This window comes from Streptomyces sp. NPDC051555 (assembly GCF_044454405.1).
Lineage (GTDB): Bacteria > Actinomycetota > Actinomycetes > Streptomycetales > Streptomycetaceae > Streptomyces.
In genome coordinates this window covers 890,114-909,622 of the sequence record NZ_JBITDP010000001.1, presented here as the reverse complement: position 1 = coordinate 909,622, position 19,509 = coordinate 890,114, and the positions used below count along the sequence as shown (strand labels likewise).

General features: G+C 74.0%; 18 protein-coding genes. 4 read left to right on the top strand and 14 right to left on the bottom strand.

Annotated elements, in window-relative coordinates; genetic code table 11:
- The first annotated feature begins 48 nt into the window (after positions 1 to 48).
- Positions 49 to 441, top strand: a complete 393-nt coding sequence (locus ACIBEA_RS03860) for a hypothetical protein (RefSeq protein WP_399257581.1) — start codon at positions 49 to 51, stop codon at positions 439 to 441.
- Here ACIBEA_RS03860 and ACIBEA_RS03855 read toward each other — a convergent pair.
- Genes ACIBEA_RS03855 through ACIBEA_RS03845 form a run of 3 tightly spaced genes read right to left on the bottom strand, consistent with a single transcriptional unit; the run spans position 428 to position 2,420 of the window.
- Positions 428 to 1,096 carry a phosphatase PAP2 family protein gene (locus ACIBEA_RS03855; RefSeq protein ID WP_399257579.1) on the bottom strand — a complete coding sequence of 223 codons (669 nt, stop codon included), beginning with the start codon at positions 1,094 to 1,096 and terminating at the stop codon, positions 428 to 430. The genes ACIBEA_RS03860 and ACIBEA_RS03855 overlap by 14 nt on opposite strands.
- Positions 1,093 to 1,752 (bottom strand): phosphatase PAP2 family protein, encoded by a 660-nt coding sequence (locus ACIBEA_RS03850; RefSeq protein ID WP_399257577.1) that lies wholly within the window; start codon positions 1,750 to 1,752, stop codon positions 1,093 to 1,095. The genes ACIBEA_RS03855 and ACIBEA_RS03850 overlap by 4 nt, the downstream gene beginning before the upstream one ends.
- Positions 1,749 to 2,420, bottom strand: coding sequence for a DedA family protein (locus tag ACIBEA_RS03845; protein ID WP_399257575.1), 672 nt, complete (start codon positions 2,418 to 2,420; stop codon positions 1,749 to 1,751). Before ACIBEA_RS03845 ends, ACIBEA_RS03850 begins: the two co-directional genes overlap by 4 nt.
- 267 nt (positions 2,421 to 2,687) lie before the next feature.
- Between ACIBEA_RS03845 and ACIBEA_RS03840 the strand changes: the two genes are divergently transcribed.
- Together ACIBEA_RS03840 and ACIBEA_RS03835 are read left to right on the top strand one after the other, a co-directional pair.
- Complete coding sequence (locus tag ACIBEA_RS03840) at positions 2,688 to 3,299, top strand: hypothetical protein (RefSeq protein ID WP_399257573.1); 612 nt, start codon at positions 2,688 to 2,690, stop codon at positions 3,297 to 3,299.
- A 70-nt stretch (positions 3,300 to 3,369) separates the two neighbouring features.
- Positions 3,370 to 4,305, top strand: coding sequence for an NAD-dependent epimerase/dehydratase family protein (locus tag ACIBEA_RS03835; RefSeq protein WP_399257571.1), 936 nt, complete (start codon positions 3,370 to 3,372; stop codon positions 4,303 to 4,305).
- A 114-nt stretch (positions 4,306 to 4,419) separates the two neighbouring features.
- Here the strand turns inward: ACIBEA_RS03835 and ACIBEA_RS03830 are convergent, their stop codons facing one another.
- The 8 genes from ACIBEA_RS03830 to ACIBEA_RS03795 form a co-directional block, all read right to left on the bottom strand.
- Complete coding sequence (locus ACIBEA_RS03830) at positions 4,420 to 5,658, bottom strand: cytochrome P450 (protein ID WP_399257569.1); 1,239 nt, start codon at positions 5,656 to 5,658, stop codon at positions 4,420 to 4,422.
- A gap of 25 nt (positions 5,659 to 5,683) precedes the next feature.
- Positions 5,684 to 7,075: an NAD(P)/FAD-dependent oxidoreductase gene (locus ACIBEA_RS03825; RefSeq protein ID WP_399257567.1), complete on the bottom strand. Its 1,392-nt coding sequence runs from the start codon at positions 7,073 to 7,075 to the stop codon at positions 5,684 to 5,686.
- Complete coding sequence (locus tag ACIBEA_RS03820) at positions 7,068 to 7,316, bottom strand: ferredoxin (protein WP_399257931.1); 249 nt, start codon at positions 7,314 to 7,316, stop codon at positions 7,068 to 7,070. Before ACIBEA_RS03820 ends, ACIBEA_RS03825 begins: the two co-directional genes overlap by 8 nt.
- Positions 7,317 to 7,442: 126 nt before the next feature.
- The gene (locus ACIBEA_RS03815) at positions 7,443 to 8,054 is read right to left on the bottom strand and encodes a hypothetical protein (protein ID WP_399257565.1); all 612 of its coding nucleotides are present in this window, start codon (positions 8,052 to 8,054) and stop codon (positions 7,443 to 7,445) included.
- Between the two features lie 165 nt (positions 8,055 to 8,219).
- Complete coding sequence (locus ACIBEA_RS03810; protein WP_399257563.1) at positions 8,220 to 10,610, bottom strand: ATP-binding cassette domain-containing protein; 2,391 nt, start codon at positions 10,608 to 10,610, stop codon at positions 8,220 to 8,222.
- Positions 10,611 to 10,768: 158 nt separating this feature from the next.
- Positions 10,769 to 11,185, bottom strand: a complete 417-nt coding sequence (locus ACIBEA_RS03805) for a VOC family protein (RefSeq protein ID WP_399257561.1) — start codon at positions 11,183 to 11,185, stop codon at positions 10,769 to 10,771.
- 10 nt (positions 11,186 to 11,195) lie between these two features.
- Complete coding sequence (locus ACIBEA_RS03800) at positions 11,196 to 12,590, bottom strand: uracil-xanthine permease family protein (RefSeq protein WP_399257559.1); 1,395 nt, start codon at positions 12,588 to 12,590, stop codon at positions 11,196 to 11,198.
- Complete coding sequence (locus tag ACIBEA_RS03795) at positions 12,587 to 13,708, bottom strand: aryl-sulfate sulfotransferase (protein ID WP_399257557.1); 1,122 nt, start codon at positions 13,706 to 13,708, stop codon at positions 12,587 to 12,589. The genes ACIBEA_RS03800 and ACIBEA_RS03795 overlap by 4 nt, the downstream gene beginning before the upstream one ends.
- A 132-nt stretch (positions 13,709 to 13,840) precedes the next feature.
- On the opposite strand from ACIBEA_RS03795, the gene ACIBEA_RS03790 reads away from it, so the two are divergent.
- Entirely contained in the window at positions 13,841 to 14,410 is a 570-nt protein-coding gene (locus ACIBEA_RS03790; protein WP_399257555.1) for a helix-turn-helix domain-containing protein, read from the top strand.
- A 41-nt stretch (positions 14,411 to 14,451) separates the two neighbouring features.
- Here the strand turns inward: ACIBEA_RS03790 and ACIBEA_RS03785 are convergent, their stop codons facing one another.
- The 3 genes from ACIBEA_RS03785 to ACIBEA_RS03775 all read right to left on the bottom strand — a co-directional run bounded on the left by ACIBEA_RS03785 (position 14,452) and on the right by ACIBEA_RS03775 (position 19,308).
- Positions 14,452 to 16,455: a Dyp-type peroxidase gene (locus tag ACIBEA_RS03785; protein ID WP_399257553.1), complete on the bottom strand. Its 2,004-nt coding sequence runs from the start codon at positions 16,453 to 16,455 to the stop codon at positions 14,452 to 14,454.
- 270 nt (positions 16,456 to 16,725) lie between these two features.
- Positions 16,726 to 18,294 carry an oleate hydratase gene (locus ACIBEA_RS03780; protein WP_399257551.1) on the bottom strand — a complete coding sequence of 523 codons (1,569 nt, stop codon included), beginning with the start codon at positions 18,292 to 18,294 and terminating at the stop codon, positions 16,726 to 16,728.
- Between the two features lie 276 nt (positions 18,295 to 18,570).
- Positions 18,571 to 19,308, bottom strand: a complete 738-nt coding sequence (locus ACIBEA_RS03775; protein WP_399257549.1) for a hypothetical protein — start codon at positions 19,306 to 19,308, stop codon at positions 18,571 to 18,573.
- Positions 19,309 to 19,509 lie beyond the last annotated feature (201 nt).

Here is a 19,509-nt window from a genome sequence, read left to right as displayed (position 1 = left end):
ATGTCCTGGACAATGGCACCGACGACCGTCCTACGGAACGAAGGATCCATGACCCTCCAAGAAGGCCAGCGGGTGAAGCTCGTGGCGGACACCAGACTCACCGACTGGGTCGCGGTGACGGGCGAGTCCCCGGACTCCCCCGGGACCGTCATCGGATCCCTGTCGCTGGCGGCGGGCGTCGAGGGGACCGTCGAGCAGGTGGTCGTCCACGACCGGCAGGGGCCGGAGGCGGCCGAGTACCTGCGGCTCTCGTCGCTCCTGGAGGACTTCGGTCCGCAGATGCCCCCGGCGAGCCGGCAGCAGTTGGTGGAGAAGGTCGCTGCCCTGGAGCCCCATTGGGTCGCCTACCAGGAGCAGCGGCTGCGCGCGACGGTCCGTGTCCGCCTCGACAACGGCTTCGTCCTCGACGACTCGCCCGAGGACGCCTTCACCCCCGCGTGAGCCCCCGCCCGAGCCCCTCGGCCGACGGCCGCCGCAGGTAGAAGTGGGCGAGGAGCGCGAGCCACGCGGTGGCGAAGAGCCAGCCGCCGAGCACGTCGGTGAACCAGTGGACGCCGAGGTACACGCGGCTGAGGCCGACCCCCGCGCCCCACAGGCCGATGAGCACCACGGCGGTGCGGGGCACCCGGGAGCCGCGCAGGAACAGCGCGGCGACCAGCAGCCCGGCGGTCATCGCGGCCGTGCTGGTGTGGCCGGAGGGGAAGGACCAGCCCGAGGCGTGCGCGGCCCAGTCACCGACCGCGGGGCGCGGGCGGGCGACCAGCGTCATGACCGCGTAGCGCACCACCTGTCCCGCACCGAGGCACAGCAGCAGCGCCGCGGCCGTCCGGGCCCCGCGCCGGGTGGTGCGCCCCGCGTACCACCCGGCCACGAGCAGCAGGACGTACGGGACGAAGCCGGTGCCGGTGTCGGTGAGCGCGCGCGACAGCGTCGCCGCGGGGGCGGGCCGGTGCGTCACGGACCAGCGGTGCAGTCCGGCGTCGGCGGGCAGCAGGTGGTCCGGGGCGCGCACGACCCACAGCGCCAGCAGCGCGAGGAGCGACGCGGCGGCCAGGGCCAGCCACCCCGCGCGGCGGGCGGCGCCGGTACGGGTCATGCGGCGGCCAGCAGTGGACGCAGCGGGCCCCGCTTCAGCCGCTCGGCCAGCGCGCCCTGGTGGCGCCGGACCGTTCTGGCCGCCGCGGCGGCGACCGCGGCGCCGACGAGGCAGCCGGCCAGCACGTCGTGCGGGTAGTGCACGCCCACCCACACCCGGGATGCGGCGATCAGCGCCGCAGCGACCAGGGCCACGGCGCCGAGCCGACGCGAGACGAAGAGCAGGGCGACGGCGGCCGCCGCCGCGAGGGCGGCGTGGTTGCTGGGGAAGGACCAGTCGCCGGGGGCGGGGCACGCCTCCAACGTCACGGTGCGCAGGGTCCGGCAGGGCCGGTCCTCGCGCACGGCGAGTTTCAGCAGGGAGTCGACGCCGAAGGCCAGGAGGGTGATCGGCGCGGCCGCGAGGGCGGTGACCGCCGCGGGGGCGCCCGCGCGCCGGGCCCGCCACCAGCCGACGGCCATCAGCACCGCGAACAGCGCCAGCCCGTAGGCCGACCAGGCCGAGACGAGGGTGTCGAGCCAGCCGGGGGCCCGGTGGGCGAACCCGGTCACATCGACGTACGCGGGGCCGTCGACGCCCGAACCGTCGTACGCCAGGGCGTGCGCGGGGACGTACGAGGGCAGCTGGACAAGGGCGGGGAGGTGCGCGGTGGTCATCCAGTGGATCCGTTCCGGTGCTTGACGGCCCGCCGGGAGCGGAGCAGTTCGATCGCCAGGGGAAGCAGGGACAGGGCGACGATGACGGCGACGATCGGCAGCAGGTACCGGTCGACGTCGGGAACCGAGGAGCCGAGCCCGTAGCCGGCGAGCACCAGGCCCAGCGTCCACACCAGCCCGCCGGCGACCTGCCAGAGGGTGAAGGCGCGGGCGGGGACCTTCAGGGCTCCGGCGAGCGGGTTCAGGACGGTGCGCACCACCGGTACGAAGCGGGCCAGCACGATCGCCCTGGCGTGGCCGTACCGCTCCAGCAACCGCTCGGCCCGTTCGGCCCCCTCGTGCAGCCGCGGGGACCGGCTGCGGGCGAGGAGGGTCGCGCCCGCCCGGCGCCCGATCAGGTAGCCGCACTGGGCCCCGGCCAGCGCGCCGGCCACGGCGGCGACCAGGACCAGCGGGAGCGAGAGCGTCGTGACCGCTTCGGCCGGACCCGCGCACAGCAGGCCGGCGGTGAAGAGCAGGGAGTCCCCGGGCAGGAAGAAGCCGATCAGCAGCCCGGTCTCGGCGAACATCACGACCCCGATGCCCACCACGCCGAAGGCGGCCAGGAGCGCGTGCGCGTCGAGCAGGTTGACCGCGAGGTCGGTCGCGGCGGTGACGGAATCGGCCATGGGCGGGCCTCTCGGGAAGTCGGGCGGCGGTCAGGGGTCGGCGACCCGTGGCGGTGGTGGTGCGGCCCCCATTCGAAGAGCCGATCGACTACAACCACGTAGACGGTCTACTGCACTGTAGACGATGGTCGGGCCGAGGACCGTGCAACGGCGCGCGGGGCCGGCCGCGCGGCGCGGCCGCCCACAGCCGCACAATGGGCACTAGCGCCGCGTCAGGCGACGTTCGCCCGTCGCGGCACTGGATAGCCGGCAGGAGGCACGCGGAACGTGAACGACCCCGCACTGGAGGGACCGGCCCGGCCCGAGGGCTGGGCGGAGCGCGTGGTGGCCCGGCTGACCGCCGTGGACGCGCTGGAACAGGACCTGATCGACGCGGTCCACGGGCAGCCGGACCTGACCGCGGAGACCGGTGCGCGCCGCGCCCGGGCCCTGCACGCGGCCGCCATGGGTCTGGGCCCCGCGGGGTGCGCGGCCGCCGCGGGCGTTTCGGAGGCGCTGCTGACCCGCTGGCGGCGGGACCCCGCCTTCGACGCGGCCCTGGTGGCGGCAACCGCCCTGGCCGCCTCCCTTCCGGTGGCACCGCACGGACGGCTCAACGGCTTCGCCCTCGGCATCCTGCTGCGGTCCCTGGCCCGGGACGCGCACCTCGGCACCGCCGCCCGCGCCGCGGGCCTCACCCGGGACCAGCTCACCCGGATCCGGCGGAGCAACGCCGCCGTCAACGACCTCGTCGAGGCCGCGCTCCGCGGGGCGCGGGTCCGCCACACCGAGAAGCGGGGCCGCAAGCGCCCGTACGGCTACCGCCTGGTCCACCGCGCCGGGACCACACCGCCCGAAGGACCGGGCACCGGCACCGGCACCGGCACCGGTCAAGGCTGAGCGCCGGACGGGGCCCGAGGACCGGGAACCGCCCCCGAGTGCCCGTGCGCACGGGCGCTAGTGTGCCTCCGTGAGCCATTACGTCGTCGTAGGATTCGGGCCCGCCGGGGCCGCCACCGCCCGCCTGCTGGCCGAGCGCGGGCACTCGGTGCGCGTCGTCACCCGCTCGGGCCGCAGCCCCGAACCCGACATCGAGCACGTCGCGTTGGACGCGGCGGACGGGGAGCGGCTGAGCGCGGCGGCGCGGGGCGCGGCCGCGGTCTTCAGTTGCGCCGCGCCGCCCTATCACCGCTGGACGAGTGCGTGGCCCCCGCTGGCCGCGGCCCTCTGCGCGACCGCCGAGGCGACCGGGGCGGTCCTGGTCATGCTGGGCAACCTCTACGGCTACGGGCCGGTCGACGGTCCCCTCACCGAGGAGCTGCCGCTCGCGGCGACCGGCCCCAAGGGGCGCGTGCGCGTGGCCGTTTGGGAACGGGCACTGGCGCTCCACGAGCAGGGTCGGATCAGGGCGGTCGAGGTCCGGGCCTCGGACTTCTTCGGCCCCGGCGTGACCGACGGCGGGCACCTGGCCGCCCGGGTCGTGCCGCGCGTGCTGCGCGGCAAGCCGGTCTCCGCCCTCGGGGACCCGGACGCCCCGCACAGCTGGAGCTACCTCCCGGACGTGGCCGGGGCCCTGGTCGAGGTCGCGGGCGACGAGCGGGCTTGGGGACGCGCCTGGCACGTCCCCACGGAACCGCCGCGGTCCACCCGCGAGATGGTCGACCTCCTCGCCGCCCGGGCGGCGACGGGGCCGGTCGCCGTGCGCCCGCTCCCGTCCGCCGTGCTCGGTGTCGCCTCGCTCTTCTCGCCGCTGATCCGCGAACTGAAGGAGGTCCGCTACCAGTTCGACCGGCCGTTCGTCATCGACGCGCGGGCCTACGAAGCGCGTTTCGCGCAGCGCGCCACCCCCCTCGACGAGCAGATCGGGGCGACGCTGGACTGGTGGCGCGCACGCCTGGCGGCGTGAGCGTCCACCCGTCCACCCGTCCACCCGTCCACCCGTCCACCCGTCCGCACGTCCGCACGTCCGCACGTCCGCAGGCGTGAGCGCCCACCCGTCCGAGCGCTCAGGAACGGGCGCTCAGGGGCGGATCCCGTCGCAGCCGATCCTCAGGTGCCGGGGGCCGCGCAGCACCGCGTTCTGCCGGTACGGCGGCGGGTCCTCCAGGAGCCTGGGGTTCTCCAACCGCCGGGCCAGTTCGCTCAGCGCGAGCTGCGCCTCCAGGCGCGCCAGCGGGGCGCCGAAGCAGCTGTGGATGCCGCTGCCGAGGCCCAGGTGCTGGATGTCCTTGCGGTACGGGTCGAACCGGTCGGGATGCTCGAAGCGGGCCGGGTCCCGGTTGCCGGAGGCCAGGATCAGCCACATCGAGGAGCCCTTGGGGATGGTGACCCCGCGGACCTCGATGTCGACGAGGGGCGTGCGCTGGGGCAGCAGTTGCACGGGCGGTTCGAACCGCAGCAGTTCCTCGACGAGCGGCACCGCCAGCCCCGGCTCCTTGCGGAGCTGCGCCAGGACGTCCGGATTGCGCAGCAGCGTCAGCATCCCGTTGGTGATCAGGTTGACCGTGGTCTCGTGCCCGGCGATGAGCAGCAGCGCGGCCGTGCTGAGCAGCTCCATGGTGGACAGCGTCTCGTCCGGGCCGTGTCCGACGGCCAGTTGGGAGAGCATGTCGTCGCCCGGGTTCTTGCGCCGTTCCTCGATCAACCCGGCCAGGTACATGCCGAGTTCCATCCGGGAGTCGTGGGTGCTGCGTTGGCGCTCCACCGGGTCGGAGTCCGGGTCGGGGTCCAGGCTCGCCGCCAGGGTGTCGGCCCATACGTGGAAGCGCGCCTCGTCCTCGCGGGGTACGCCCAGCAGTTGGCAGATCATCGTGACGGGGAACGGGTAGGCGAACTGGTCGACCAGGTCGATCTCCCCGGGGTCGCCGAGGTTGTCGATGAGCCCGGTGACGATCCCCCGCAGCCCGTCGCGCATCCCGTCGACGCGGTGCGGGGAGTGCGGCGGCCCGAAGGGCCTGTTGGTCATCCGGCGCAGCCGGTCGTGTTCCGGCGGGTCCAGTTTCAGGAAGCTCGGTGGCAGCGCGGTCTCCTCCTCTCCCCCGCCCTCGGCCAGCGGGTCGCCGGCCATGGCGGTCAGGTTGCGGGAGTCGGAGCTGAGCCGCGGGTCGTGCAGCAGGCTGTGGATGTCGTGGTAGGTGCTGATGACGTACGGTCCGGTCCCGTCGTGGAAGACGGGTGTCTTGCGCAGTTCCTCGTACAGCGGGTACGGGTCGGCGCGGTTGGCGTAGTCCAGGATCTGGCTCAGGATGCCGTCGTTCATGGCGGGTCCTCCGTGGGCGTGCGGGTCAGTGCCCGGCGGGGGTGAAGGTGATCCGGCGGTCGGCCGGTGAGTACCCGCTGAGGGTGATGGTCGGGCCGTGCGTGGGCACGGAGGGGTCGGGGAAGTCCGCGGGGATCGGCTTCTGGCCCTCCGGGCGGCGGTCCACGGTGGTGAACGGGAGCGGGAAGGGGGCGGTCGCCTCGATCTGCTGCTCGTAGAACTGCAGCCAGCGCGAGTTGTCGAAGGTGACCGCTCCGATCACCCGGCCCTGGTAGCCGTAGACGCCGGTGAAGCGGCGCTCGGCGCGCGAGCCCTGGGCGATCATGATCTCGGTGCCCATGGAGGGCACCCCGACGGACTTGATGTTCACCCCGAACTGGGAGGACCAGAAGGCGGGCACCCACAGGTGCGGTCGGCGCTCGGTGCTCTCGCTCATCATGTTGTGGGCGGCGGTCTCGGCCTGGGCCACGGCGTTGCCCCAGTGCTCCAGGGACAGGAACTGGTAGCCGAAGAGCGCGTGCGGGGAACGGGCCACGTCGCCCGCCACGTAGATGTCGTCGGTGACGATGCCCCGGATGTCGAAGGCCCGGCAGCCGGCGTCGCAGGCGATGCCGCGCGGGCCCGCCCCGAGCCCCGAGCCGGTCAGCCACTCGGTGTTGCGCTGGGCGCCGAGCGAGACGACCACGACGTCGCACTCCAGGGTGGTGCCGTCGGAGAAGTGCGCCGCCCGGACCCGGCCGGTCGAGTCCCCTTCCAGGCCCGTGACCATGACGCCGGTGCGCAGGTCCACGCCGTTCTCGCGCTGCATCTCGGCGGCGACGGCGCCGATCACGCCGCCCAGGGCGCCGACCAGGGGGCCGTCCCCGCGTTCGGCGACGGTCACCGCCAGGCCGCGTTCGCGGCAGGCGGAGGCGATCTCGGAGCCGGTGAACCCTGCGCCGATGACCAGGACCCGGCTCGGTCCGGCGGCGAGCGCCCGGGCCAGGGCCGCTCCGTCACCGCGGGTGCGCAGGGTGAAGACGTTGCCCAGTTCGCGCTCGGCCTCGTTCGGCCAGGGCCGGGCGCGCACTCCGGTGGCGATCAGCAGGCGGTCGTAGGGCACCTCGTCGCCGTCCGCCAGTTTGACCGTACGGGCCGCCATGTCGAGGCCGTCGGCCGGAACGCCCAGCCGCCACTCGGCGTCCAGGGCGCGGCGTCGGGGCAGCAGGGTGCGGTCCGCGTCGGCCCGGCCCAGCAACACCGACTTGGACAGGGGCGGGCGGTCGTACGGCTCGTGGGGCTCGTCGCCGATCAGGGTCAGCGAACCGGCGAAGCCCTTCTCCCGCATGGTTTCGGCGGCCCGCAGGCCGGCCAGCGAGGCACCGACGATGACGATCCGGCCGGACCGCTTGAGCTGTTCGAGGGCGGTGTCAGCCATCGGTGGCCTCCCCGGATCCGGTGGCCGCGCCGGCGCCGGTCGCGGCCAGGTCGAGTTCGTCCACGAGGATCGCCTGCACGGGGCACGCGGCGGCGGCCTGGAGCACGCGCTCGCGCTGGGCCGCCTGGGCCTGTGGGTCGTAGAGCAGCCCTTCGTCCCCGTGCATCGCGAAGACGTCGGGGGCGAGGAAGGCGCACTGCGCGTATCCCTGGCACCGGTTGAGATCGACGACGAGCCTCAGCAAGGTGTGGTCCTTTCGGTGACCCCCGCGGCTTCCCCGGACCAGCCTGCGGGTCGTGGCCGGGCGGGGCCCGTCCAATGCCTCCGTCGGAGTGAATCGCCGCAGGTGACGGCGGCCGGGGGCGGGTCAGGCCACGGGGCCGGGCGCGGGGCCGGCTGCCCGCGGGCCCGCCAGGCCCGACTTCAGGACGTACAGGCTGATCATCAGGGCCCAGGCCGGGAACACCAGCTCGGACCACGGCACCGAGGAACCGACCACCAGCAGCACCAGACCGGCGAGGGTCCCGAGGAGGACCAGCGGCCGCGGGAAGACCCCGAGCCTGCGTCCGATGGTCGAGGTCGCGAGGACGAAGACGGCGGCCATCCGCATCGCGTAGGTGGTGAGCAGGGTGTAGGAGAAGTGGCGGCCGAACTCCTGGGGCTGGTCGGCGTCGAGCACCGTGCCGGCGCCCGCGGCGGCGCCGAAGAGGCAGGCGACGAAGACCAGGCCGCTGCCGAGGAAGACCGTGGAGACGAAGCGGTCCTCGGCGTCACCGCCGTGCGCCCGTAGCGCCCCCATGAACCAGAGGAAGGCGATGCCCGCGAAGGGTACGAGTTCCACGGCGGCCGTCACCGCGTCCCGCTGGCCGGAGGTGATGGCGACGTGGGCCGCCCCGCCGCCTTCGGGCAGGGCGATCCGGGCCAGCACGATGGCTCCCGCGAGCAGGATCGCGAAGAGCACCCCCGCCAGTCCGGCCATGCGCGGGGTGCTCAGGCTCTGCCCCGAGGGCGTCGCCGGTCGTCCTGTCGGTCGTCCTTGTCTCATGCCTCCAGCAAGCCGGGGGCCGTGCGGGGCCGCCAGCGGGGCCGGCCCACCCGGGTGACGCGGCGTCACGCCGTCAGGGCGGGCCGGCGCGGCCCGCCGTCAGGTGCCGACGTAGGCCGCGAGGTGCTCGCCGGTGAGGGTGCTCCGGGCCGCGACGAGGTCGGCGGGGGTGCCCTCGAAGACGATCCGGCCGCCGTCGTGGCCGGCGCCCGGACCGAGGTCGATGATCCAGTCGGCGTGCGCCATGACGGCCTGGTGGTGCTCGACGACGATGACCGACTTGCCGGAGTCCACGAGCCGGTCCAGCAGGCCGAGCAGCTGCTCGACGTCGGCGAGGTGGAGGCCCGCGGTCGGCTCGTCGAGGACGTAGACCCCGCCCCTCTCCGCCATGTGCGTCGCCAGCTTGAGCCGCTGGCGCTCACCGCCGGACAGCGTGGTCAGCGGCTGACCGAGGCTGAGGTAACCGAGCCCGACGTCGGCGAGCCGGACCAGGACGGCGTGCGCGGCCGGCGTGCGCGCCTCGCCGTCGCCGAAGAACTCCCGCGCCTCGGTCACCGACATCGCGAGCACCTCGCTGATGTCGCGGCCCCCGAGGTGGTAGTCGAGGACGGACGCGTCGAACCGCTTGCCCTCGCACTCCTCGCAGACACTGGCGACCCCGGCCATCATCGCCAGGTCGGTGTAGATCACTCCGGCGCCGTTGCAGGCCGGGCACGCGCCTTCGGAGTTGGCGCTGAAGAGCGCCGGTTTGACCCCGTTGGCCTTGGCGAAGGCCTTGCGGATCGGATCGAGCAGGCCCGTGTACGTCGCCGGGTTGCTGCGCCGCGAGCCGCGGATCGCGCCCTGGTCGACGTGGACCACCGCGGCGCCGCGCGGGATCGAACCGTGGACGAGGGAGCTCTTGCCGGAACCCGCCACGCCGGTGACGACGGTCAGCACGCCGAGCGGGACGTCGACGTCGACGCCCTTGAGGTTGTGCGTGCGCGCGCCGCGGATCTCCAGGGTCCCGGTGCGCTCGCGCACCTCGGCCTTGACCGCGGCCCGGTCGTCGAAGTGGCGGCCGGTGACGGTACCGCCCGCCCGCAGACCCTCGACGGTGCCCTCGAAGCAGACGGTGCCCCCGCCCGCACCGGCGCCGGGGCCGAGGTCGACGACGTGGTCGGCGATCGCGATGGTCTCCGGCTTGTGCTCCACGACGAGCACGGTGTTGCCCTTGTCCCGCAGCCGCAGGAGCAGGTCGTTCATCCGCTGGATGTCGTGGGGGTGCAGGCCCGTGGTGGGCTCGTCGAAGACGTAGGTGACGTCGGTGAGGGGGGACCCGAGGTGGCGGACCATCTTGACGCGCTGCGCCTCGCCCCCCGAGAGCGTGCCCGACGGCCGGTCGAGGGAGAGGTAGCCCAACCCGATCTCCGTGAAGGAGTCCAGGGTCTGGCGCAGCGTGGCGAGCAGGGGTGCCACCGAGGGTTCGTCGAGGCCGTGCACCCATGCGGCGAGGTCGCTGATCTGCAGGGCGCAGGCGTCGGCGATGCTGATCTTCTCGATCTTCGACGAGCGGGCCTCGGCGCTGAGCCGGGTGCCGTCGCACTCGGGACAGGTGGTGAAGGTGACCGCGCGGTCCACGAACTCGCGGATGTGCGGCTGCATCGCCTCGCGGTCCTTGGACAGCATCGACTTCTGGATCTTGGGGATCAGCCCCTCGTAGGTGAGGTTGACGCCCTCGACCTTCACCTTGGTGGGCTCCCGGTAGAGGAAGTCCTGCATCTCCTTCTTCGTGAACTTCGCGATCGGCTTGTGGGGGTCGAGGAGGCCCGACTCGGCGTAGACGCGCACGGTCCAGAAGCTGTCCGACTTCCAGCCGGGGATGGTGAACGCCCCCTCGGCGAGCGACTTCGAGTCGTCGTAGAGCTGGGTCAGGTCGATGTCGGAGACCGCGCCCCGGCCCTCGCAGCGGACGCACATGCCGCCCGTGCGGTGGAAGGTGGCCTTCACCGTCTTCTTCGCGCCGCGCTCGACGGTGATGGCGCCGCTGGCCCGGACGGAGGGGACATTGAAGGCGTACGCGCCGGGCGGGCCGATGTGCGGCGTACCGAGGCGGCTGAAGAGGATGCGCAGCATGGCGTTCGCGTCGGTGGCGGTGCCGACCGTGGAGCGGGGGTCGGCCCCCATCCGCTGTTGGTCGACGATGATCGCGGTCGTCAGCCCGTGCAGGACGTCGACCTCCGGGCGGGCCGTCGTGGGCATGAAGCCCTGGACGAAGGCGCTGTAGGTCTCGTTGATCAGCCGCTGCGACTCCGCGGCGATCGTGCCGAAGACGAGCGAGCTCTTGCCCGAGCCGGAGACCCCCGTGAAGACCGTCAGACGGCGCTTGGGGATCTCGACGCTGATGTCCTTGAGGTTGTTCACGCGCGCGCCGTGCACGCGGATCAGGTCGTGGCTGTCGGCGCCGTGCGGCGCAGGCGACTGCGCGTCCGTCCTCGTGCGCTTGCTCATCGTCTCTCCATGTCTGCTGCTCTGCTGCGTCGGCGCGGTCGCGGCGCCGGTCCGCTCCCCTGCTCCACCCGATTCCCCCTGTCTACCCGATCGGCCGTGCGCCCGCCCCGGTCGGCGGGCACCGGCCGGGTCGGGGGCGCCCGTTCGCGGGTCGGGGGTCAGCGCCCCCGCGCCTGGCTGAAGCGCAGCATGTTGCCGGCCGGGTCGCGGAAGGCGCAGTCGCGGACGCCGTACGGCTGGTCGATCGGCTCCTGCACCACCTCGCCGCCCGCTGCGCGGATCCGCTCGAAGACGGCGTCGCAGTCGTCGGTGCGGAAGACGACCCCGCGCAGCAGGCCCTTGGCCAGCAGGTCGGCCACCGCCTCGCGGTCGGCGGCCGAGGCGTTCGGGTGCGCGAGCGGCGGTTCGAGGACGATGTCCACGTCGGGCTGCGACGGCGCGCCGACCGTCACCCACCGCATCCCGTGCGCCCCGACGTCGCCCCGCACCTCCAGGCCGAGGACGTCCCGGTAGAAGGGGATCGCCGCGTCGTGGTCGTCGACGGCGATGAAGCACTGCGAAAGGTTGATGTCCATGGCCTCCACGCTAGGTTCCGGGGGTCCGGTCCGGCTTCTCCGTTCCTGACCGATCGGGGCCCCGGGCGGCGAACAGGGCGTGGAGCAGGACGGCCGCGAGGGTGCCCGCGACCACGCCGGAGCCGAGGACGGTACGGACCCAGCCCGGGAAGGCTCCGTAGAGGTTCGGGGCGAGCACCGGGAGGAGGCCCACGGCGAGGGCGAGGGCGGCGACCATCGACCGGCTCCCCTCGGCCAGGTCGGCGCGCGCGAGCATCTGGACGCCCATGACGGCGATCACCGCGTAGACGACGAGGGCGGATCCGCCCACCACCGCCGGCGGCAGGCCCGCGACCGCGCGGGAGAGCGGGGAGAGCAGGCCCAGGGCGACGAGGAGGCCGCCGGCGGCGGCGGTGACGTACCGACTGCGGACGCCGGTCAGCCGGCCGATGCCGATGTTCTCCGAGCTGGTCACCATCAGGGACGTACCGAGCACGCCGGCGAAGAGCGAGGTCAGCGCGTCGGCGCGGGCGATCTTCGGGACGTCGCGGCCCGGGTCGGCCGCGCGGCCGACCGTCTCGCTGTTGAGGACGCTCTGGCCGGTGATCTCGGCCAGGGTGGTGAGGCTGAAGAGGAGCAGGGGCAGGGCCGCGAGGAGGTCGAACCGCGGCGTCCCGTAGGGGAAGGGGTGGGGCAGGGCGAAACCGCTGCCCGCGGCCGGGGCGAAGGTCCCGAGCCCCGTCGCCACCGCGATCAGGGTCCCGGCGGCCATGCCGATGAGGACCGCGCTCTGGCGCCAGACGCCGCGCAGGAGGAGGTACGCGGCCAGGGTCACCGCCACCGTGACGCCGGCCAGGACCACGGCCCGGGGCGGCGGGTTCCCGGTCGGCCCGGCGATGAGCTGGGCGGCGACGCGGATCATGGCGATCCCGATCAGCAGCACGGTGACCCCCATGACCAGGGGCGGGAAGAGCCGCACGATGCGGGCGTACAGCGGGACCACCGCCAAGAGCAGCGCGGCGGCCAGGAGCACCGAGCCGGAGGCGACGGCCGGGCCGTGGTCCTTGGCGGTCTGGATGAACAGCGCGGTGGCGGCGCCACCGGGGAGCATGACGAACGGCAGCCGCGCCCCGAACGTCCAGATGCCGAGGGACTGGAGCAGCGATCCGGCTCCGGACAACACGAGCACCGCGCTGAGCAGTGCGGCGCTCTGCGCACCGGTCAGCCGCAGGGCGCCCGCGGTGAGGAAGACGGTGGAGACGGGCGCGGCGGCCATGGCGAGGACGTGCTGGACGGCGAGCGGGGCGAGGCGCCGCAGGGGGATCCGCTCGTCGACGGGGTCGGGCGTCGTCGCGGAGCTCGGTGGGGTCGGCGGGGCCGCCGGGGGCGCGGCGGGGGACGCGGCGGGCGGGGGCGTCGTACTCATGATCCGGACTCCAGCCAGGGCAGTTCGTCGGCCGCGTAGCGGTAGGCGCGGAAGACCGCGTTCGGCTCGGCGGGGAAGAGGGTGCGGACCTCGGACTCCTCGTATCCGCCGAACTGCGGGACGATGAACTCCCAGACCAGCACGCCCTCGGCGGTGACCTCGAAGAGGCGCCCGGCCGGGGAGTCGGTGACCAGCGTGTTGCCGTTCGGGAGGCGTTGCGCGGCGCCCATGAAGGGGGCGAAGAAGGACTCCTTGGCGGGGTCGTGGTACTCCCACACCACCTTCCCGGAGCCGCGGTCGATCTCGATCACCCGTGAGTAGGGGACGTCGTGCCCTGGGCGGAACACCCCGTTGTCGAAGACCAGCAGGTTGCCGTCGGCCAGTTCGGTGGGGTGGTGCTGCTGGGAGACGGTGCCCGGCTCGGTGCGCCACAGGACCTCGCCGGTCTCCCGGCTGATGATCACGACGGCGGACGCGCTGCGGAGGCTGGCGAGGATGTTGCCGTCCGCGAGCGGGACCACGGAGTTGATCAGCGGCCAGTGCTCCCGGGCGTAGTCGGGGTGCAGCGGGTACGCGTCGCGGTCCAGGTGTTCGGCCGCGCGCCAGGACCACACCTCGTCGCCTTCGGCGTCGACCTGCTTGATCGTGTCGGCCCACACGGTGCCGTCCGCTTCGGAACCGGCGGCGCCGCCGCGGACGGCGGCCGCCTCGCGGCCGGTCAGGGGTTCGAGGGCGGTGTAGAGGATCCCGCCGTCGTCCAAGTGGTGGGCGTCGTGGTGCTGGAGCGGGTCGCGGTGTTCGCGCAGCACCGTCCCGTCGGGTGCGTGGACGCCCATGACGCCACCGCGGTACTTGTGCCACATCGGGAAGAGGGCGTCCTCGCCGGGCAGGACCCCGTTGTAGGCGAGGAGTCCGCCGGGCAGGATCCGGGCGTGGCGGCCGGGGCGGTGCGGCAGTTTCCAGGTGTGCACGGTCTCGCCGCGCAGGTTCACCAGGTACACCTCGCCGCCGCCGGTCAGCGGTGCGTAGAGGGTGTGGCCCTCGAACGCCGCGTCGGGATCCAGGGCGATGAGACCGGTGCCGCGGCGGCGGCGCTGGTTCTGGTCGACGGTGGGCACGACTACCCCTCCTCAAACTTTCTTTGATGAACTCGAACGAGTTCGAAGGTAGGGGCCCGTTGTGTCAGCTGTGTGACGGGCGTACGAAACATCGCCCGGCCGCACGTAAGGTGACCCGGGGAGGACGCGATCATGACGGAGAAACCCGCCGCGGGCGGTGCGGCGAGCCCTGGACTCGGTGGCGCCGTGCGCCGCCGCCGGCGGGCCCTGGACCTCACGCTGGCCGCGGTCGCGGAGCGCAGCGGCCTGTCCGTGCCCTTCCTCAGCCAGATCGAGAACGAGCGCGCCCGGCCCAGCATGCGCTCGCTCCAGCGGATCGCGGACGGCCTGCGCACCACCGCCGTGGAGCTCCTCGCCGCCGCCGACGCGGCGGACCGCTCCGTGGACGTGGTCCGGGCCCGGGAGGACGCGGGCCTGGCCTCCGACGGCGGGGTCCGCCCCCTGGTCCGCGGTCACCACCAGATGCACGCCCTGGAGTTCACGGGCGCACAGCAGGCCGACCGTGAATTCACGCACCGGGGCGACGAGTTGATGTACGTCGCGGACGGCGCGGCCGAGGTCGAGGCCGAGGGCCGCACGTACCGCCTCGGGCGGGGCGACACCCTCTACCTCACCGGCGGGGTGCGTCACCGCTGGCGCGCGACCAGCGCGGACACCCGCGTCCTGCTCGTCTCCGTCTCGGACCGCTCCCCCACCGACTGAGCCGCCGGGACCGGCGGCGTACGGTCCCGGCGGCGGCGCCCTCAGGTGGCCGGGGTCGCCCCCGCGGCGCGCCACAGCGTCGTACCGCCCTGGAGCAGGACCACGTCGCCCGTGGGGCGGACGAGGAGGCGGGCGCCCGGGTGACCGGCGGTCTTGGAGGACCAGCTCACCGCCCCGGCCTCGGTGCGCACGCTCAGCTCCCCGTCGGCCGAGAAGTGCGCCTCGGCGCCCGCTCCGGCGGTGCCCGCGCTCCACAGGCTCCGATCGTCGCGGCCCCACAGGACGAGGTCCCCGTTGGACTCCAGGGCCAGCCGGGCGGCGCCCGCGTCCAGGACGTCGCCGGGGCGCAGCACGGTGCCGGGGTGGACCTCGATGGCGGTGTCGAGCCGGCCCCCGGCGAGGGCGCGCAGGGTGGGCAGGGACGGGGTGAAGGCGTAGACCGTGCCCTCGGTGCGGACGTGCCGGCGGAAGGTGAGGGTGGTGGCGCGGCCACCGCTCGCCGAGGGGCACTCGAAGGTCGCGGCGGAGCCGGATCCGATGACCGGGTCGGCGCCGGGGAGCGGATGGCGGGCCGGGGGGAAGTCCGCGTTGTTGACCCAGCGCTTCGCGATGAACTCGAACTGCTCGACGAGGTCGGCCTGGTGGCTGATGAAGAGCAGTCCGCGCGCGGCGTCGTCGGGGGAACCGGCCCGGGCGCCGGCGCCCCCGTGCCCGCCGGGCCCGCCGCCCGGGCGCAGCGGCGGGCCGAAGGGGATGCCGCGCCGGATGATGCGGCGGTTGTCCAGGACGGAGGCGGCCAGCGGCGGCCGGCCGGGGACCGTGGTGAGGCCGGCGCGGGGGTTGCTCTTGCGGATGTGGGAGAACAGGGGCGTGGTCCAGCCCTGCAGGTCCTCGCGGAAGTCGAGCAGTCCGTCGATGTCCTCGCCGGGCAGCGGCACGCGTTCGGCGGCCGGGCAGGTGGCGACCGGCGCGCCGCCGGGCCAACGGCCGACCATCCGGGAAGCGAGCCAGGCCGCGGTCGCGTCGGCGGGCGCCGCTCCGGACCGCTTCAGCTCCGCCAGGCACTCCTCGGCCTGCTCCCACCAGCCCGCGACGTCCTGCGCGAGGCGCCGCACGACGGTGAACGAGCCGCCGGTGGCCCATGCGGGCAGTCCGGCGGGGCGGGCGCCGACGCGTTCCTGCCCGACCACGAACTCGCCGGCCGGGACCAGTCGGGAGCCGGGCTTGCCGCGCACGCCCGTGCCGTTGACGGGGTCGGGCGCGTCGAAGCCGCGTACGCCGGGCTGGCTGATGGCGTCGAGGAAGCCGAAGTGCTCGTGGCCGCGCAGCGCGCCGGGCAGGGTGGCGCCGTCCTGCCGGAAGAGGACCTCTGCTTCGACGCGGTCGAGCGCGAGACAGTGCCGGTGGACGGCGTCGCCCAGGCTCTTGGGATCGTCCGCGGCCAGGGTGAGGACTGCGTGCACCTCCTCGCCCCCGGCCCCGAAGAGCCACGCTTCGGGGGCGCTGTCCCCGGTGTCCCCCAGCTCCTCCGCGCGACCGGCGGCGCCCTCGCGGAAGGCCTCGGCGGTGCTGCCCGCCAGGACGGCGGGGAAGGGGTCCTTCTCCGCGAGCGCGCTCAGGCCGGGGTAGGTGAGGCTCACGCCGACCCACGAGGCCGACATCGCGGCCGGGTCGACGCCGTTGCGCAGGTGGCGCGCGGCGCTGAAGGCGGCGTTGAAGCGGGTGACCTTCTCCGTGGTGGACAGCTGGGGAACGAGCTTGCCGAGCCAGCCGCGAGCCTTGGCGGGCGCGTGGAAGTGGATGAGCAACAGGCAGACGTGGTCCTTGCGGAAGCCCGCGAGGACGTCGCCCTGGGTGGTGGTGTCGGCCCGCAGGGGCAGGTCCGGCGCCGCGTCCCGGGGGGCCGCCGGGGCGTCCGGCGCGGCGGGGGGCGCGGCCGTCGCCGGTGCGGGGCAGGCGCCCACGGCGAGCACGGCCGCGGCACCGGCCCCGGCCCGTACGACGTGGCGGCGGGAGGGGTGGTGCGGGGAGGGCGGGCTCTGCAAGGTGTCCTCCGGGCGGGGAAGGGTGGGTGCACCGCCGGATGACGCCGGGGAGGCGGGCCGGGCGGCCGATGATCATCACCCTGGCGGATCGGAGGGGCGCGCGCGAGGCGGGCACACCGATGGGGTGACGGAGTGTCGGCTGACGGTCCGCCAGTCGGGGGAGGCGCGGGCCCGCGGCCCACACGAACGGCCCCCGGTACGGGACCGGGGGCCGCTCTGCTCGATCGGGCGGGCGGGCGTCGCCGTACGGGGACCCGGCCCGCGCCCGGCTCAGCGCCGGTGCATGGTGTGCAGCGCTTCCATCAGCACCTTGGGGTCGTGGCCGCCCTTGTACACCGGCGGCGGCCGCCGGTCGAGGTGCAGCAGCTCCGCCACGGCGGTCCAGGCGGTGCGCACCGAGTACTCGACGGTGAACACCACGTCGTCGGGGACCTCGGCGTACTGCCCGATGAAGGCCAGGTTGGTGGAGCCCTCGGGGACGACCTGCGGCCGGTCACCGGCCTTGCGGACCAGGAACTGGCTGGTGATGTAGGGCATCAGCGCGGGCCGCACGACCGACGATTCGAGGATCTGCTCGCTCTGCGCGAGGCGCAGGTGCCCGAGCACCTCGGACAGGATCTCCCGGCCCGTGCACGCGGCCATCGTCTTGTGCACGTGGTCGCCGGGCTTGTCCGGGAAGAGGGCGTAGCCCCACCAGACGTAGGTGTCGTCGGGCTGCTCGTGGAAGTGCGGCTGGTGGTTGAGCACGATGGTCAGCAGCCAGCCCGAGTCCTTGAAGGTGATCAGCCCGCCCTTGCCGGCCTCGCTGCCGGAGAACTCCTCCATGGCCTTGAAGAACGTCGGGTCCTTGGTGGTGACGGTGAACGACCCCCAGGTGGAGTCCGCGACGGAGGTGTCGAAGACCGAGGGGTCGCCCAGGTGGGGACGTTTGGCCGCGAGGGTGTGCCACAGCCGCCACGAGGCGTCCGGCGCGGAGGTGTCCAGCACGGCGGGGGTGTCGGTGGTGCCCAGGGTCGAGTTCGCGGTCATCGAGCCGTTGGTGACCAGGACGAGGTCCTCGGGCGCGAGCGCGATCCGCTCGACGGCGCCGCCGGCCGCCACGAGGACCAGGGCGGTGGCGGTGATGCCGTCGCCGTCGGCCAGCTCGACGTCGGTGACGGTGGTGTCCATGGTGAAGCGGACGCCCTTCGTCCGCAGCCAGGCCTGGAGCGGGCGCACGATCGAGTCGTACTGGTTGAAGCGGGTGCGGTAGATGCCCGACATCGTGTCGAAGGTCTTGAAGAGGTGGACGAACCGGTTGAGGTAGCGCCGGAACTCGATCGCCGAGTGCCAGGGCTCGAAGGCGAAGGTCGTGCACCACATGTACCAGAAGTTCGTGGTGAAGAACTCCGGTGCGAAGCAGTCGGAGATGCGCTTGCCGTCGAGGCGCGACTCGGGGGTGCCCACGCAGGCGACCAGGTCGAGCCGGTCGCGCTCGGAGAAGCCCATGGAGCGGGTGGCGACCGGTCGACCGGTGCCGTCGACGAGGCGCGCCTTGTCGTTCCACGCGAAGTCCTCGTGGAAGGCGAAGGTGTCCTCGGTGACGGAGGTGCCGGGTGCGTCGAGCGAGGGGATGGAGGCGAGCAGGTCGTAGGTGCACTCGAAGTGCAGCTCGAACATCCGTCCGCCGCGCATGGTGTAGCCGGTGTCCGGGTCACCCGCCGCGTCGAGGCTCCCGCCGGTACGTCCCTGGGCCTCCAGGATCGTGATGTCCGCGCCCTCGAAGCCGCCGTCCCTGATCAACAGCGCCGCTGCTGACAGGGAAGCGATCCCCGCACCCACCAGATAGGCCTTGGCCACGACGTGTCTCCGCTCGCCCGGCCGCGCGGGCCCCGGTCGGCCGCGCGGTCTCCCTGCCAACCCAACAGCCCCCGGGGCGCCCCGCAACCCGGGTGGGCCGTTGGGCAGGCCCGCCCGACCCCGCGGCCGACCGGCGGCGCGCACCCCCGCGGTGCGCCGCCCCGCGTCGTCGGCGGGAGCCCGAGTCGTTGTCAGCGGGAGCCCGAGTTGTCGTCGGCGCGAGCCCGCGCCGTCGTCAGCGGGAGCCCGCGCCGTCGTCAGCGGGAGCCCGCGCCGTCAGCAGGAGCCCGAGTCGGCCGGGGGCTTGAAGACGGCGTCCAGCACCCGGTCCGCGGAGACGTCGGCCAGCGTCCAGTCCAGCGTGGAGTCCGTCTTCGGGAACTGCAGCTGGGACGGCAGCTCCCGGGGCGTCACCTCGTCCCCCAGGTACGAAACCGACAGCGTGCCGCCGCACTTCTCGGTGCCCGGGGGCTTGCTGCCCTCGGCGAAGCCGTCGCCCGGGCCGGCCGACACGGTGAGGGTTTCGAGGGGCGTGTACGTGAAGGCGAAGCCCCCCGTCGAGGATCCCGGCGTGGCCTTGGCGATGTGCACCCGGAAGTGGCTGAGCCGCACCCGGATCGGCTCGCACGGGCGCTGGGCGTCCTTCAGCCGCAGGTACACCCCGGTATCGACCATGAAGAGCGCCGAATAGGAGGACGTCGTGCGGTCGCTGGCCCGCAGGGCCTTGATGTAGGCGCCCAGGCCCGCCGCGTCCAGGGAGGCGATGGGCGTGCACGGTCGGGACGCCACGCCGGTGGGCACCGGCAGGGTGCCGGGGGCGGGACCGGAGGGAGAGGACGAGGGAGTGGGCGGAGCGGACGCGGAGGGCGACGCGGAGGCGGACGGGGTGGCACGGTCCGGCCCCAGGCCCAGGCCCAGTCCCGCGCCCGAATCGGAGCCCGAGCCGGAGCACGCCGTGAGGGCGAGCAGCGGAGCGGTCAGGAGCGGAACGGCGAACGCGCGTAATCGGGGCATGCGGACTCCTCGTCGGGCGCGGTGTCGGGTCGGGGCGCCGGTGCGTCATCGGGACCGCACTCGGTACGACACCGGGTGGGTCACCAGGTACGTCGTCGAATGGCGGCCGGGACCGTCCGGCCCCCACTCCGGCGTTCCCGGCCCCCTCGATGCTGACAGCGGCGCCCGCGTCGCGGCATCCGTAGGACCGCCTACGTATCC